Genomic DNA, 15,234 nt, shown 5'->3' with positions numbered 1-15,234 from the left:
CGACCGGCTCACGCCCGTCGGCTTCGCTTCATCGGGCGGCAGAATGGGTTCATGACCCACGAGTATCAGGCGGCAATCGTCGGCGGTGGCCCTGCGGGGTTGCAGGCGGCACTCACCCTCGGGCGGATGCATGTCGACACGGTCGTGTTCGACGATGCACGCTACCGCAATGCTTCATCGGTGCGAATGGGCAATGTGCTCGGGTGGCAGAAAGCAACGCCCGAGGCCCTGCGGTCGGCTGCGCACGCCGACCTCGCCACTTATCCCTGGGTGCGGGTGGTTCGCGAGCGAGTGGAGTCTGCTCGGTGGAACGGGCCGGGTCTGGTGCTTGCCGCAGCAGGCTCGCAGTGGCGGGTCGAACGTCTCCTGATCACCAGCGGCGTCGAAGACCACCTGCTGCCCATCCCGGGCCTCCGCGAGCTGTGGGGTGACGTTGTGCTCCCGTGCCCGTACTGCCACGGGCACGAGTTCGCGCCCGGCCCGATCGCGGTTATCTCCGATGGAAGTCACGCCGAGCACGTCAGCGGCCTGTTACGCGGGCTGTCGTCTGTCGTGCCAGTCTTCGCGCCGGGAGAGGTGGCGGCGGTCACCCGCTCGCCTTCGGGGGTGAGCATCGTGTTGCGCGGCGGCGGGGTCGTCGAGGCGGCGTGCGTGTTCATTCCGCCGAACGCCGCTCCGCGCTCCGCAATCGCCGACGATCTCAGCGTTCACTGCGGCCCCGGCGGTATCGCAGTTGACGCCCTCGGGCGCACCAGCCGAGCCGGTGTGTGGGCGGCGGGCGATGTCGCAGAGCGAGCTGATCTGAGAATCCCGGCCGCCGTCATCACCGCCATGGCGTCGGGGCTCACCGCGGCCGCTGACATCGCCGCTTCGGTCGCCACAGCCCGAGTCGAGCGCCTGTCAAGCTCAGAGCGCGAGTGACTGGCCCGTCATCGTTTCTGCTCGTGACCAGAGCACGCCCGCCGTGCGGATGTCGCGGGCACGGTTGCGAGCCTCGACAACGGTGGGTTCACCCTTCAGCTGGCGCCAGCCGTCGGGGCCCCAGTACTCGCCGCCCTCGGCGAGGGGGTCTGCGGCGGCCCGCACGATGGGCAGGGCGCCGGCGTCTTTGCCCTGCGCGAAAGGGCTGAGCGCGGTGCGACGCAGCGGGTCGTAGCGCCGGGCGTTGGCGATGCCGGGTCGTGACGCGCCGAGGCCGTCGAGAGCGAACCCGGGGTGCGCCACGAGGCTGCGCGTCGGCAGGCCGGCCGCGCGAAGGCGGCGGTCGAGCTCGAAGCCGAGCAGCATGACGGCGAGCTTCGAGCGGCCATACGCGCGAAAGCTGCGGTAGTCGTCTTCGCTCATCAGGTCGTTCAGATCGAGCTCGAAGAATTCGTGGCTGATGCTGCCGAGCGACACCACGCGGGAGCCCTCGGTGGCGGCCAGCGCGGGCATCAGCTGGGCGATGAGGGCGAAGTGGCCGAGAACGTTGGTGCCGAACATCTGCTCGAAGCCGTCATCGGTGTAGCCGAGATCTGACGACCCCAGAACGCCGGCGTTCGCGATGAGACCATCGATGGGGGAGTCGCCGAGCTGCCGGGCTGCTGCTGCCACCGATTCCAGGTTGGCGAGGTTCAGCTTGACCCAGCTCACGTCACCTCGCGGTGCGCGCGACAGAATCGACGCGATGGCAGAGGTGGCTTTCTGCTCGTTGCGCGCCGCGATGACCACCGACGCCCCGCGCCGGGCCAGAAATTCGCTCGCCCAGTAACCGAGGCCTGCGGTGCCCCCCGTGACGATGAAACGTTTGCCGACCAACGAGGGCAGCCGTGCCGGGGTCCAGTGCGTTGTGCTCATGTGATCGACATTATCCGAGCATGCAGAACGAAGGGGCCGAGCGGCGGGTGCTTGCGCGAACCGGGCACACTGTGCAGTGCAGGCGAAGTTCGGGCTATACTAGAGGGCTGCATCCGGTTGCCGGATGCTCGAACGAAGTCGGCTCGCCCGGCCTTCGTGTTCACAACTCAACAGCGTGCGATAGTGGCTCACCAGGGGGATGATCGGTTTCGACATTGCCTGAGTGAGTGTGAGAAGCGGGCCGAGAACGCACGGTTATCTCGTTAACGATCCGTGCAAATTATAAGTGCCGATAAAAACAGCACTGTTGCTGCTAAGTCGACTTTCGCCCTCGCGGCCTAAGTCTCTTCTTAGCTACATATAGCAACCGTCAGACTGGGAATGCTCTCTACCCAGACCCTGGCGTAATTTAGAGAGATTGCTCCGACTCTGAGTCTCAGGGTGTCGGAGGACATGCACTGAGGCTGGGCTTGTCGGATTAGGTGCCAGTGGCACATTCCGGAGCCGAGTAGAACGCTTTCACTGGCTACACCCGTAGAAGGCACATGACCACAGCAGTGGACGGGGGTTCAATTCCCCCCATCTCCACCACCGGCCACTGTCGCACGCTGTTCGAGTCGTTCCGGCTGTTCGAGTCGTTCTGGCTGTGTGGGCCGTTCCGGCTGTTGGCGTCACCAAAAGGGGCCCCCGCCGGCTCACCTCACGTTATCGCGAGTTCATGTCTATTGCGATAAACACTCAGTTTCAAGACTGCGTGATTCTGTCGTGGTGGTGAGTTTCCGGGCTGCCCGGGATGAGTTCGGGGCTCTGGTTGGGGGCCGCGAGAAAGTAACCCAGAAAGGTGACGCCCTCCGCGGTGGCGTCGAACCTATCGATCAGCACGTCGGCGGGCTCGTAGAACACGTCACCGGCGCGGAGGATGGTTTCTGCGCCTCCGTCGACCTGGAAGACGACCGAGCCCGATTCGACTGACCCGAAGACAGGCGTGTTGTGGTGGTGCGCACCCCCGGCAACGTTCGGCTGCAGGGTGATGCGGCGAATGTGCACGGCGCCGAGGGCACGGTTGTCGAGAGGTTGCTGGAGCAGGGTGAGTCGAACGATTGGTTCTGGCATGCTCTGATTCTGCCGGAGGGGAGCCCATCTCGCTTGATGCATCGTGCCGTTCGGCTACGCGGGTGGGGCGACCTCCATCGCGGTTGTGATGGTGCGGTAGTCGGCTTCGGGAATCGTGAACAGACCGCGCCGAAAAGGGAAGCCCCAGTGCGACGGGTCAGGGATGAACGACAGCTGAGACACCAGAGGTTTCGCGTCTACTCGACGGCACGGTTCGAAGCGCGCGGCGAGCCGCCAGGGGTGAAAGTCGTCGCTCACGATCGCTTGGTACGGCTCTTCGCCGATGATGATGGCGATCGCCGTGAACTGCTGAACGGGCGAGCCGCCGTGCAACGCGGTGCGAGGGGAGTAGAAGATCATGCCGTCACCCACCCGCGGGCGGCGAAGCCGGGTGTTGGCTCCGTGGTCGGCCTGTGTGAAGCCGCCGGCGGCAGCGCCCTCAACGTGGTCGAGGCTGACGGTGTTGATCCAGAACTGGCGCTCAGGCCCGGTCATGGAGGGTCACGTGGTAGCCGTCGGGGTCGGCGAAGGTGAAGGTGAGACCGAACGGTCCGTCGATCGGTGCCGCGACGATCGGGGTGTCGGCGGCGACCAGAGCGTCGTGGATGGCCTGGACTTCGGTGGCGTGCATCCAGAGCGCGATACCCTGGCCCGGCTGCGACAGCGCGTCGAGATCGACCCCGGGCAGTACGCCGCGAACGGCGAAGGCGACCGGTTTGGTGTCGAACACCACCGCGTGGGGCGGCCCGGCTTGACGAGTGAGCCCGAGAAACGTCTCGTAGAACTCCGCGGAGCGGTGCATGTCGCGCACCTGCAGTGAAATGAAGTCGGGGCCGGTCACGGGCATCAGATGTTCTCCTCTGGGTTGTGTCAGCTAACTGACACCGATGATTCTATGTCAGAATACTGACATGAGTCAAAGCGCCATCACTCCGGGCGGCACGTCGTCGAGCGACGCTGACCGCGGTGAAACGAACTCCGAAAGAGCCGGGCTCGACCTTGATGCGTCACTCGGGTATCTGCTCAAGCAGGCGGCAAGCGTGTTGCACACGGCGATGGATGCTGTACTGCGGCCGCTCGGAATGACAATCACCCACTACGCCTGCCTCGAGCTGCTCGCGCAGCGCCCCGGACTCTCGAACTCCGACCTCGCGCGCGGCACCTTCGTGACCCGCCAGTCGATGAACACCCTGCTGCGGGCAATGGAACGCGACGGTCTCGTGAGCAGGCCCGCCCAGCCGCCTGTTGGGCGCATCCTGCCCGCCGAGCTGACCGAGCTCGGCCACCGACAGCTCGCGACCGCCAGTGCTGCCGTGAAGACGGTCGAACTGCGCATGAGAAGCAAACTCGACGCCGAGCAGCAGAGCGAACTGCGGCACCACCTCAGAAGCAGTATCGACGCGCTGACAGAGTAGTGGGCGCGCGGGTTTCGCCTCGCGGCGGGCGCGTTTTCAGTGAAGGTAGTGAACCACGATGTTGATGAAGTACAGAATCGCGGCGATATAACCGATGATCATGCCCGCGATGGCAATACCGCGGCCACGCACGGTGCCCTGCTTCACGTCGCGGAGCGCCCGCCGCGCCAGCAGCACGGCGAGAACGCCCAGGATTCCGAAGACGAACAGGGAGATGCAGGCTATCGCGACGCTGGCCACCGCCTGTTTGCTCAGCGGAATCTCCGACGACGACCCGCCGAAGGCGGGCGTGGCCGCGGGCATGTTTCGTCGTGGAGTCGGGAGCGGCGGCCGGTCATCCGGTGGGAGCTGGGGCAGGTCTGTCATCGGTCGGCTCTCTTCGCCGCGACATCGCGCGCCGAGATACTCACTCTATTCGCAGGTGAACGGGTCTGCGGCCATCGTGAACCGGCGCTATCGGGTCGGTCTGGGTTTCGCCGCAGGGTGGTACATATTCATCGTGGGTTTCGCCAAGCGCCTGGGGCGCGTAGCAAAAAACGGAATCGTCGGCCCTGGCTGAAGCCGCGCCAAATGGGGCGGCGGTTTGAACGAGGGCCGCCGATTGCGGGATACAGGCGCGCAGACCGGCGCCATTGCCCATCAGGAGGCAGGGTTCGAGAAGGTTCTGAAGGCACTCGTCGAGAGCGATGCGGCCACGATGAGCACCGTTTCTGCGCTCGAATCGTCGTTGGTTCTCGGCCCTGAGCGACGGGGCAACCATGCCGCCCGGCTCAATTCGGTGACGACGCGCCGGGGTTCTACGAGCGGTTGTACCGGGCCTGGCCGATGAGCATCTGCAGGTACGCCACCCGGTTCAGGGTGTCGGCTCGCTGCACAGCGCTGTAGACCGGAATCTGCTCGGTGAATGACTGCTCGCCCGCCTGGATGTGCACGGCGATGTACCCGCTGACCCTGGTCTCTTTCGCCAGCAGGAAGAGCAGGCTGAGTAAGAAGAACCAGATGAAGACGATCACCATGACGATGGCCCACGCGGGGGTGTGGGTGGTTGTCGCGGTCTGGTCGTGTGACGTGACGTTGACGTCGGCGAGCGGCCAGCTGCCGGCGGGTGTGACGACCCAGTAGTCGGTGGCGTTGACGTTGCCGACGCCCACGAGAAACTGGGGAGTGGGGCCCGCCTGGAACGGTTGCAGAGTCATGGGGGGAGATTATCGCAATCGCCTCTCGCGTCACGTGACGAACGTCGCCTGCCGTACCCGAAGATGCACGAACCTGTCGCGAAACGTGCGCGTGATCTGGCCGTGTTAGTGTCGCGGCGAACGCGAACCACAGCGAACCACAGCGAACCACAGCGCACGAACGCGAACGAGAGCAACGGAGAGAACACGAATGCCCACGCCCGAATTGACCCGCGACTTTCTGTACGCTCTGCCGAAGTGCGAGCTGCACCTTCACCTCGAAGGCACCCTCGAGCCCGAACTGAAGCTCGAGCTGGCGGTGCGCAACGGTGTCGACATCGGCCAGAGCACCGTCGACGAGATCACGGCGACCTACCAGTTCGACTCGCTGGCAAGCTTTCTCGGCGTCTACTATCCGGCCATGAACGTGCTCGTCGCCGAGCAGGACTTCTACGACCTCGCCATGGCGTACTTCACGCGGGCGGCCGCGAACGGCGTGCGGCACGTCGAAGCGTTCTTCGACCCGCAGGCGCACACGTCGCGCGGGGTCGCGATCGACGACGTGATTCTGGGCTACTCCCGGGCGGCTCGGGATGCTGCGGGGCTCGGTGTCTCCGCAGCGCTCATCCTCTGCTTCCTCCGTGACTTCTCGGCCGAGAGCGCCCTTCTGACCCTGACAAGCGCTCTGCCGTTCGCGGAGCACCTTGTCGGCGTCGGACTCGACTCCGACGAACGCGACAACCCCCCGGCGAAGTTCGCCGAGGTGTTCGATCTCGCCCGCGAGGCGGGGCTGAAGCTCACCATGCACTGCGACATCGACCAGGTGGGCAGTATCGAGAACATCCGGCAAGTGCTCGAAGACATCGGCGTCGACCGCATCGACCACGGAACGAACATCGTCGAGAACCCGGAGCTCGTGGCACTGGCTATCGAGCGGGGTGTGGGGTTCACGACGTGCCCGGTGTCGAACAGCTTCGTCTCGGCCGACATGAAGGCCGACGAAATCGTGTCTCTGCTGGCGCAGGGCGCGAAGGTCATGCTGAACTCTGACGACCCGGCCTACTTCGGCGCCTATGTTGCCGACAACTATGTGGCGTTGGTCGAGAAGGCGGGTCTGTCGCTCGACGACGTGGTTCGGTTGGCGAAGAACTCCTTCGAGGCGTCGTGGCTGTCGGCCGACGAGAAGCTGCGCTACCTGGCCGAGGTCGACGCTTTTGTGGCGGCCCGCTCGGTGTAGGCGCCGGGAGGGGTCGTGGCCGGGGAGGTGCGGCGGGAGCGACCGAATGCCAGCCAGTACCCGAGGGCCACGACGATGGCGACGACAGTGCCGAGCAGGGTCTCGACCGCGCGGTCTGTGATGAGGGCCGACGCCGAGACTGGGTGTGCCAGGCTCACCATGATGAGCGCGAGTGGGGTGACGAACACCAGCGCGAACCCGTAGTTGCGCACCACGAAGAGTTCGGCGACGACCTGCAGTGCCGCGACGAGCCCGATGGCCCAGAGACCCGACGGCGCGAAGAGCAGCAGCACGGAGGCGAGCGCGAGGCCGGCGACGGTTCCGAGAAGGCGGTGTGCCCCGCGCACGAACGAGTTGCCGAGGTCGATCGCCACGAGGGGCACGATCGCAGCGACCATCGACCAGTATGGATGCCCGATACCCAGCCCCGTCGAAAGCGAGCCTGCTACGGCGGCGGCAACGGCGAACCGCGAAAGGTGCCGCAATTCGCCGGGGCGCCGAAGTGTGGCGACAATGGCGGAGCGCACCGCGGAGCCCGCCGACTCGCGGCTACTGTTCACCGCACTGATAGCTCCCCAAGTTGAATTTCTGACCTGCCCGGCCCGCACGCGCCCGACCTGACCCACGAGCAGCGCGAAGAGCGCCGCGCCTGCGCTCACGGTGAAGGCCAGGGCGAACTCGTTCGGCCCGGCCGGCACCGAGGCCACCGAGCAGAGCCCGAAGACGGCGAACAGCGGCCCGGGAGGCGAAAGCCGGGCGGCGTCGGAGACGAACGCCACAACCAAGGCCCACACGGCTGCGACGGCAACGACGGTGTACTCGGGGTTGGGTAGCACGGCGACAACGGCACCGAGCAGCACGCTCGACACCATGATGGCGGCGGCGATGCCCTGCATGCGCAGACGCAGGGCGTAGGCGGTGTTGCGGCCGTACACCGATGTGAACGCGCCGAATGCGGCAAAGATCGACCACTCGATGTGACTGATCGAGTACAGCACGACGAGCGGAACCAGTACCGACATGCCTGCTCGCACAGCGACCCGGTGTGCGCCCGCGTGAGCGCCGAATTCGAATAGTGACTTCATCGAAAACTATTTTACTAGTAAAATACATTGTGTGGAACCATTGATGCAGCCAACTGACCGCGAAGCCGAAGCCGAGTTGCCCGGAGCAGATTCGCCCGATCTTGGGCACCCCGGGCGCCCCAGGCATGCCGACGCCGTCGACGCGATTCGCTCGGAGTGGAGCGACGTACGCCCCGACCTCGACACCGACCCGATCGGCACCTTCGGCCGGGTGCTGCGCATCGCCCGGCACCTGGCGTTGCTGAGCGACGACCTTCTCGCGGGTATCGGCATCAGCCGGGGCGAGTTCGACGTTCTCTCGGCGGTTCGCCGGGCATCCGGAGCCCCTACGCCCTCCGATCTCGCCCGAACACTGCTGGCGTCGAACGCGTCGATCACGAAGCGGCTCGTTCAGCTTGAGCGTGCGGGTCTGGCTGAGCGCCGCCGCGACAGTCGTGACGGGCGGGTGAGCACCGTCTGGCTGACGGATGCCGGGCTCAGCCTGATCGATGACGCCATGCCCCCGCAGCTCGAGTTCGATCGTCGGCTCGGCTCGGTGCTCTCGCCCGCCCAGAACGCCGAGCTCGAGGCGTCGCTTCGCATTCTGCTGCTCGAGTGCGAGCGGCTGCGAGGCGAGAGGGAGAACTCGACGGATCAGGCCGTGCAGCTGCCGGCGACGACCTGACGAAGGGCTACCCCCGACGCGAGGTCACGGTAGGGGCGAAGAAACTGGGGATCCGACCAGTCCCACACCCGTTCGGGCTGGGCGTCGACGAGGGCGGGGGTGACGTTCCAGCAGTCGGCCGCGCGCATCAGGCCGCCGGTGGCGTTCACGAACAGTCCCCAGGCGAGCACGAGCACGACCACGCCCGCCAGAACGCGTCGCGCCACGAGCCGCCGTTCGGGTGGGCGTGATGTCAGTGGCTTCCGACTCGACGGCTCCGGGCCCGCAGCCGGCTCGACCAGCGCGTCACGGCCTGCAGCACCCGGCGCGTCACGGCCCCCACCCGGCGCGGCACGCCGCCCCAGCAGCCCGATGGCAGGCAACGCGAGGTACACGATGAACGGCACCACGTCCATCAGCAGTCGCGGCCCATACGTGAACCCGCCCGTCGACCCGTAGAACGCGATCAGCACCACCTGCGCACCGATCGCGACCACCAGTACTGCGTCGAGACCCGTGAACTGCCGGCTCCGGATGCGCAGCCACACCCCGAGCCCAGCCAACAGCACCACGGGCACGAAGAACAGCAGCCCCCTCGATGGTGATACGAGGATGAGCGCAAAGCTCTCGAAGAACCCGTACACCGGCGGGTCGGTGAGCCGGGTCGGAACGTAGTAGTACGGCGGCACCAGCGTGCCGTACTGGTTCAGCGAGAAGAGCACGAAGGGGGTGGCGGCGACGAGGGCGCCGAGGAGAACGAAGGGCGTGCGGGGTCGCTGGGTGACGAGCATCCAGAGCCCCACGAGAGCGGCGAAGATCAGGTTGGTGGGTCGGGCGGCGACGGCGGCCATGAGGACAACGCCCAGAAGCGCTGCCCACGCGGGTGCCCGCGAACCGGCTCGCTGCAGGCGCTGCAGCACCAGCAGGCTGAGCGCCAGCAGCAGCATCGACACCGTCTGCTGCCAGAGCGCCCGGGAGCCCACCGACCACGCGATCGTACCGAACGCGAACGTCAGCGCCGCGATCAGCGCCGTACGCCGCGTGGCCCACGCGTACGGCAGGTTCAGCACCACCCGCCAGAGAACCAGTGTTGTCAGCGCGACGAGCAGACTGGCCGTCGGAACCTCGATGAACCCCACCAGCGACGGGCTCGCGATCGATAGGCCCGTCGGCGGGTGGCCGAGCGCCGCGGCGATGAGGTCGCCGGGCAGGGCGAGCAGCATGGGCGGCCAGGGGAAGAACGGTACGAGGTGCCCGCCGACCGGAAGCAGGTCGCCCTGGTAGGCGAGCCCGGTGACGAGGGGATACCCCTCGAGGTGCAGGTTGCCGTGCGTGAACAACTGCCAGGCAGCGATGGCCGACAGCCGCGAGTCACCGGTCTGAGGAGTGGGGCTCACCGACTGCACGACGAAGACGACCGCGAAGAGCAGAAACGGTGTCAGCCGCGTACGTCTCATGACATTCCCCCTGTGCCGCTGTGCCGCTGTACCCCTGTGCCGTTTGCAGCTGTACCCCGTGCTCACGATGTTAGCGGGTGCCGCTGCTGGCCCATCGGCCGGTGTCGCGCCCTACGGGGTCTCGGCCTGGCACGCGCCCGAGCTCACGGGGGTGGATGCACCCGCCGCCGCAACGACCGGCGCGATCTCGTTCAGCGTGAGCGCATACCCCGTCTCTGTGTCTGACGTGGAGCGAGCGAACACCACGCCGCTCACGTTGCCCGCGGTGTCGAACAGCGGCCCGCCCGAGTTGCCCGGCAGCACGGTGCCCCGCAGCGAGTAGATCTCACGGGTGACGCTCTGCTGCCCGTAGATGTCGAGCCCGGTGGCCTGCACGGTCTGCCGAACCCGGGCGGTGGCCGTTGTATATGGGCCGTTCTCGGGGTACCCGGCCACCACGGCCGAGTCGGAGGCGGCGAGCTCGGTGCCGAGAGTCAGCGGCGTGACGCCCAGGCCTGTTACGGCCAGCACAGCGAGGTCGCGTTCGGGGTCGTACACCACGAGTTTCGCCTGCTGCAGGCTGGTGGAGGCGCTGGTCTGAACGTAGATGTCGGTGCCGCCGGCCACGACGTGGGCATTGGTGATGACCCGGTCTTGGCTGACAACCCAGCCGCTGCCCTCAGAGTCAGAGCCGCAGTTGGGCGCCGAAGTGAGAATCTTCACAACGCCGGAGGAGGCCGACTTGACTGCTGCGGGCACCGACGACTCGGGTGCCTGGGCGCCCGCGATGATCTCGGCGCCGTCGGCGAAGACGGTGGGAAACCCGGCACTGCCCAGCGCCGCGTCGAGCGTGCCGAGTGCTGTGGTGGCGGGCACGGGCGCCATGGTGTTCAGCACCGAGACGACCCGTGAGGCGTTCACGAGCTGGGTGGCCTGCAGCTGCCCCGTGGTGAGCAGAAACCCGGCGGCGAGCCAGACTACGACCCCCCACGAGACGAGCCCCATGGCAGCGCCGCCCAGCGAGTCGATGCCGCGCACCACCTTGACCCGACCGATCGACCGCCTGATGAGCAGCGCAATCGTGCCGAGCACGGAGGAGGCGATGACAATGCAGAGCACGAACACCACGCCGGCGGCGATGGAGCGTTGCAGCGAACTGGTCCAGCCGAACTGCACGAGCCACGTCACCACGGCCGGTGCGGCCGCTGTGGCGAACCAGGCGCCGACAACGACGCCGAGCAGTGATGCCGCCATCACCACAGCGCCGCGGCCCCAGCCTGCCCAGACGGCGAGAAGGGCTGCGACGAGAAGCACGATATCGACGACGGGTTGCATAGACCTCCAATCTGGTCGATGAAGCTGAGCGAAGGCTGCGCCGAGACCCGCAGTCGAATCAGCGCGTCGAAATTCGACGCCGAAACACCCTGCTGAATCATGACGCCGCACCGCCGCCCGAAACATGCTGTCAATATGTTCGCGCTAGCGTATTGGCGTGACGACTATTGCAGACCAGAGCCGCCAGGGTTCCGAATCCAGCCGACGAGACATTCGAGATGAGGTTGACGAAGACCTCCGCGCCGACGTTCGGCTTCTCGGCAGCCTCCTCGGCCGCGTACTCACCGAATCGGGGGGAGAGGGCCTGCTCGACGATGTCGAGAAACTGCGCGCTCTCACCATTGACGCCTATGAGCGGGAGAACAATGCGTCGATCGAAGACGCCGAGGAGCTCGTCGACTCGTTCACGCCCGCCCGTGCCGAGCAGGTGGCCCGCGCGTTCACCTGCTATTTTCACCTCAGCAACCTCGCCGAAGAGCACCACCGGGTTCGTGTTCTGCGGGCACGGGATGCGGTGGGGGAGGCGGCCCCGGCCGACTCCCTTCCGGCCGCCATCGAACGCCTCGTGGCCGAAGTCGGCACCGACGAGACCGCTGAGCGCCTTCGCCGGCTGCGCTTTCACCCGGTTCTGACCGCCCACCCGACCGAAGCGCGTCGCCGCGCCGTCGCATCCGGTATTCGCCGCATCAGCGAGCTGCTCGGCGAGCGCGACGTTACCCAGCCCGGCACCAACGCCGCCGCCGAGAACGACCGCCGGCTGCTCGAAGAGATCGATGTGCTCTGGCGCACGTCGCCGCTTCGCACGACCCGGCCCACCCCGCTCGACGAGGTGCGCACGGCCATGAACATCTTCGACCAGACGCTGTTTCAGATCGTGCCCCGCGTGTACCGGCTGCTCGACGACTGGCTGCTCGGCAACGATGCCGGTGCAAAGCCGGTCGAGGCGCCCGCGTTCATGCGCCTCGGCAGCTGGATCGGCGCCGACCGCGACGGCAACCCATTCGTCACCGCCGCCGTCACGAAGACGGCGGCCGCCATCGCCTCAGAGCACATTCTGCTCGGGCTCGAGCACGCCGCCACCCGCATCGGGCGCACGCTCACGCTCGACTCGGCCGACACTCCACCGGATGCCCGTCTGCTCGCCCTCTGGGAACGCCAGCGCAACTTCGCGGGCGAGGTGACCGCCCAGATCGGCACCCGAGCGCCGAACGAACCGCACCGCCGCGTGCTGCTCGTCATCGCCGAGCGCATCACGGCGACGCGCCTGCGCAACGCCGACCTGGCATACGCCAAGCCAGAAGAGCTGCTCGACGACCTCCGCATCATTCAGGGGTCGCTGCGCTCTGCCGGCGCCATGCGCAGCGCGAACGGCGAACTGCAGAACCTCATCTGGCAGGTCGAGACGTTCGGGTTCCACCTCGCCGAGCTCGAAGTGCGCCAGCACTCGAAGGTGCACCGCCAGGCGCTCGCCGAGATTCGCGCCGGTGGCGAGCTGAGCGACATGACCACCGAGGTGCTCGACGTCTACCGCACGATCTCGTTTCTGCAGGAGCGGTACGGGCTGAACGCCTCGCGCCGCTACATCGTGTCGTTCACGCAGTCGTCGGCCGACCTCGCGAACGTCTACGCGCTGGCTGAGGCGGCGATGGGGTCGGCCGGGGCCGCGCCCATTCTTGACGCCGTGCCGCTGTTCGAGACCTTCGACGATCTGCAGGCGAGTACCACGATTCTGGCCGAGATGATCGAGCTTCCTGCCGTGAAGGCGCGGCTCGCAGCCACCGGGCGAAAGCTCGAGGTCATGCTCGGCTACTCCGACTCGTCGAAAGACGTCGGGCCGGTCTCCGCCACCCTCGCCCTCTACTCTGCGCAGTCGAAGATCGCCCAGTGGGCGCGCGACAACGACATCGAGCTGACGCTCTTCCACGGTCGCGGGGGAGCACTCGGTCGCGGCGGTGGCCCGGCCAACGAGGCCGTTCTCGCGCAGCCTCCGGGATCGGTCGAGGGCCGGTTCAAGCTCACCGAGCAGGGCGAGGTGATCTTCGCGCAGTACGGCGACAAGACCATTGCCGCTCGGCACATCGAGCAGATGGCCGCGGCCACACTGCTCGCCTCGAGCCCGGCGAACGAGGAGGAGAACCGCCAGGCGACCGACGACTTCGCTGCGGTGGCGTCGACGATGGACGTGCGCTCGCGCGAGCGTTTCTACGAACTGATCAAGAGCGACGGTTTCGCGCCGTGGTTCGCCGAGGTGACCCCGCTCGAAGAGGTCGGGCTTCTCGCACTCGGCTCCCGCCCTGCTCGCCGCGGTCTCTCGATCGAGTCGCTCGAAGACCTGCGCGCCATTCCGTGGGTGTTCGCCTGGACCCAGGCCCGCATCAACCTCACCGGCTGGTTCGGCCTCGGCTCGGCCCTGGCCGCTGTGGGCGACGAAGCGGTGCTTCGCGACGCGTACGCCCGCTGGCCGCTGTTCACCGCCATGATCAACAACGTCGAGATGTCGCTCGCCAAGACCGACGACCGTCTCGCGCAGCGCTACCTCGCGCTCGGCGACCGTGCCGATCTGGCCGAGCTGGTGCTCGACGAGATGCGTATCACGCGCGAGTGGGTGCAGCGCACGACGGGCCACTCCGAGCTGCTAGAGGGCAGGCCCGTGCTGCGGCGAGCCGTGCGCCTGCGGAGCCCGTACGTCGACGCGCTGTCGCTGCTGCAGCTTCGTGCGTTGAAGAGTGTGCGGGCATCCGGAAGCACCGACCCGGCCGACGCACCGCACCAACTGCTGCTGCTCGCGGTCAACGGGGTTGCCGCCGGCCTTCAGAACACCGGATGATCGGGGCGGGCGTTCGGGCCCCCGACTTCGGCTGGGGGCCCGGAGCCTGACACGCGCTGCGTGGTCTAGGGAATGAGCACGATCTTGCCGCGCGTGTGGTGCTTCTCGAGCTCGACGAACGCGGCACGAACCTCGTTGAGCGGGTAGGTGGCGGCGATCTCGACCAGCACGTCGCCCGCGGCCACGAGGCGGGCTACTTCGCCGAGGGCATCCGTTGTGCTGGCGGCTGAACTGCCTTCGGCCTTGGCTCCGATTCGGCCGGCGGCCTCGAACGCGATGATGGTGTCGATACGGTCGACTGCGATGCCGAGTTCAACGGCGAGGTCGAGGTACTCGGGGCCGTACGTGTCGATGAACGCGTCGATGCCGCCCGGTGCGAGGGCGCGGATGCGGTCGGCCAGGCCGTCGCCGTACGCCACGGGCGTGACGCCCCTGGCCTCGAGCCACCCGTGGTTGGCCTCGGAGGCGATGCCGATCACGGCGGCGCCCTTCAGCTTCGCGAGCTGCACTGCGAGCGAGCCCACGCCGCCGGCCGCTGCTGAGACCACGACGGTGTCGCCCTCGGCCAGCGATACGGCGCGCACGGCCGCGAAGGCGGTGACGCCGGCGACGAACAGCGAACCGGCGACCTCCCACGACAGCTCGGCCGGCTTCGGAATCAGTTGGTGCTCGGGCACCGTCACGTATTCGGCCTGGCTCGAACGCTTCTCGCTCCAGCCCATCACCCCGTCGCCGACCGCGAAGGCGTCGACGCCGGTGCCCACTGCCACCACGACGCCGGCGAAGTCGGTGCCCTCGCCCGAGGGGAAGGTGGCAGGGAACATTTGGTCGAGGTAGCCCTGGCGAATGGCGGCCTCGCCGGGGTTGATGCCGGCGGCGCGCACCTGTACGAGTACCTCGCCGGCCGCGGGGCGCGCGACGACGACAGGGCTGATGTGCAGCACGTCGACGCCGCCGTAGTTGTCGAGCTGAACGGCGCGGGCGGTGCTCGGCACGGCGGGTGCGGCCGAGGCGGCGATGGCGCTGTCGGAGATCGAAGGTGTCGAGCTGGCGGTGGGGGTTTCGTCGGTCATGGTTCGCTCCCGGTTGGTGGTGGGTGGTTGGTGCGTGATGGTTGATGGGTGGTGGTTGG

At 67.2% G+C, this 15,234-nt stretch carries 15 protein-coding genes and 1 other RNA gene; 6 read left to right on the top strand and 10 right to left on the bottom strand.

The genetic code is table 11. The features are described 5' to 3' along the window. The first annotated feature begins 51 nt into the window (after window positions 1–51). Window positions 52–921 carry an NAD(P)/FAD-dependent oxidoreductase gene (locus tag QN358_RS08365; protein ID WP_136642264.1) on the top strand — a complete coding sequence of 290 codons (870 nt, stop codon included), beginning with the start codon at window positions 52–54 and terminating at the stop codon, window positions 919–921. Here the strand turns inward: QN358_RS08365 and QN358_RS08360 are convergent. Continuing rightward, the gene (locus QN358_RS08360; protein ID WP_136642265.1) at window positions 907–1,836 is read right to left on the bottom strand and encodes an SDR family NAD(P)-dependent oxidoreductase; all 930 of its coding nucleotides are present in this window, start codon (window positions 1,834–1,836) and stop codon (window positions 907–909) included. The genes QN358_RS08365 and QN358_RS08360 overlap by 15 nt on opposite strands. Before the next feature lie 195 nt (window positions 1,837–2,031). Between QN358_RS08360 and ssrA the strand changes: the two genes are divergently transcribed. Continuing rightward, window positions 2,032–2,427, top strand: a transfer-messenger RNA (tmRNA) gene (gene ssrA / locus QN358_RS08355). Window positions 2,428–2,580: 153 nt separating this feature from the next. On the opposite strand, the gene QN358_RS08350 is transcribed toward ssrA, so the two are convergent. From QN358_RS08350 to QN358_RS08340, 3 genes are read right to left on the bottom strand one after another with little or no spacing between them, the layout of a single operon-like run. Next, a complete protein-coding gene (locus QN358_RS08350; RefSeq protein ID WP_161580414.1) occupies window positions 2,581–2,949 on the bottom strand; it encodes a cupin domain-containing protein in 369 nt (122 codons plus the stop codon). A 54-nt stretch (window positions 2,950–3,003) separates the two neighbouring features. Next, the gene (locus QN358_RS08345) at window positions 3,004–3,444 is read right to left on the bottom strand and encodes an EVE domain-containing protein (RefSeq protein ID WP_136642267.1); all 441 of its coding nucleotides are present in this window, start codon (window positions 3,442–3,444) and stop codon (window positions 3,004–3,006) included. Further along, a complete protein-coding gene (locus QN358_RS08340; RefSeq protein ID WP_136642268.1) occupies window positions 3,431–3,796 on the bottom strand; it encodes a VOC family protein in 366 nt (121 codons plus the stop codon). Before QN358_RS08340 ends, QN358_RS08345 begins: the two co-directional genes overlap by 14 nt. Before the next feature lie 64 nt (window positions 3,797–3,860). Here QN358_RS08340 and QN358_RS08335 point away from each other — a divergent pair, with 64 nt between their 5' ends. Next, entirely contained in the window at window positions 3,861–4,364 is a 504-nt protein-coding gene (locus QN358_RS08335; protein WP_136642269.1) for a MarR family winged helix-turn-helix transcriptional regulator, read from the top strand. Window positions 4,365–4,400: 36 nt separating this feature from the next. On the opposite strand, the gene QN358_RS08330 is transcribed toward QN358_RS08335, so the two are convergent. Both QN358_RS08330 and QN358_RS08325 read right to left on the bottom strand, forming a co-directional pair. Then, the gene (locus QN358_RS08330) at window positions 4,401–4,730 is read right to left on the bottom strand and encodes a DUF4190 domain-containing protein (protein ID WP_323512086.1); all 330 of its coding nucleotides are present in this window, start codon (window positions 4,728–4,730) and stop codon (window positions 4,401–4,403) included. A 431-nt stretch (window positions 4,731–5,161) separates the two neighbouring features. Beyond that, window positions 5,162–5,560, bottom strand: coding sequence for a hypothetical protein (locus tag QN358_RS08325; RefSeq protein ID WP_323512085.1), 399 nt, complete (start codon window positions 5,558–5,560; stop codon window positions 5,162–5,164). A gap of 190 nt (window positions 5,561–5,750) precedes the next feature. On the opposite strand from QN358_RS08325, the gene add reads away from it, so the two are divergent. Beyond that, the gene (gene add / locus QN358_RS08320) at window positions 5,751–6,776 is read left to right on the top strand and encodes an adenosine deaminase (RefSeq protein WP_323512084.1); all 1,026 of its coding nucleotides are present in this window, start codon (window positions 5,751–5,753) and stop codon (window positions 6,774–6,776) included. On the opposite strand, the gene QN358_RS08315 is transcribed toward add, so the two are convergent. Continuing rightward, window positions 6,731–7,861 (bottom strand): FUSC family protein, encoded by a 1,131-nt coding sequence (locus tag QN358_RS08315; protein ID WP_323512083.1) that lies wholly within the window; start codon window positions 7,859–7,861, stop codon window positions 6,731–6,733. The two genes, add and QN358_RS08315, sit on opposite strands and share 46 nt — an antisense overlap. Before the next feature lie 43 nt (window positions 7,862–7,904). On the opposite strand from QN358_RS08315, the gene QN358_RS08310 reads away from it, so the two are divergent. Next, window positions 7,905–8,525 (top strand): MarR family winged helix-turn-helix transcriptional regulator, encoded by a 621-nt coding sequence (locus QN358_RS08310; protein ID WP_323512082.1) that lies wholly within the window; start codon window positions 7,905–7,907, stop codon window positions 8,523–8,525. Here QN358_RS08310 and QN358_RS08305 read toward each other — a convergent pair. Further along, window positions 8,495–9,961, bottom strand: a complete 1,467-nt coding sequence (locus tag QN358_RS08305) for a hypothetical protein (RefSeq protein WP_323512081.1) — start codon at window positions 9,959–9,961, stop codon at window positions 8,495–8,497. The genes QN358_RS08310 and QN358_RS08305 overlap by 31 nt on opposite strands. 111 nt (window positions 9,962–10,072) lie before the next feature. Next, window positions 10,073–11,275 (bottom strand): MarP family serine protease, encoded by a 1,203-nt coding sequence (locus tag QN358_RS08300; protein ID WP_323512080.1) that lies wholly within the window; start codon window positions 11,273–11,275, stop codon window positions 10,073–10,075. A gap of 157 nt (window positions 11,276–11,432) precedes the next feature. Between QN358_RS08300 and QN358_RS08295 the strand changes: the two genes are divergently transcribed. Next, window positions 11,433–14,102, top strand: coding sequence for a phosphoenolpyruvate carboxylase (locus QN358_RS08295; protein ID WP_416351972.1), 2,670 nt, complete (start codon window positions 11,433–11,435; stop codon window positions 14,100–14,102). Between the two features lie 65 nt (window positions 14,103–14,167). Here the strand turns inward: QN358_RS08295 and QN358_RS08290 are convergent, their stop codons facing one another. After that, window positions 14,168–15,175, bottom strand: coding sequence for an NADP-dependent oxidoreductase (locus QN358_RS08290; RefSeq protein WP_323512079.1), 1,008 nt, complete (start codon window positions 15,173–15,175; stop codon window positions 14,168–14,170). Window positions 15,176–15,234 lie beyond the last annotated feature (59 nt).

Origin of the sequence: Subtercola sp. RTI3, from assembly GCF_035018625.1 — a bacterium.
In the GTDB taxonomy this organism is placed as follows: domain Bacteria; phylum Actinomycetota; class Actinomycetes; order Actinomycetales; family Microbacteriaceae; genus Subtercola; species Subtercola vilae.
Note: the sequence above shows the minus strand (reverse complement) of the source record. Positions and strands in the feature narration are given on the sequence as shown.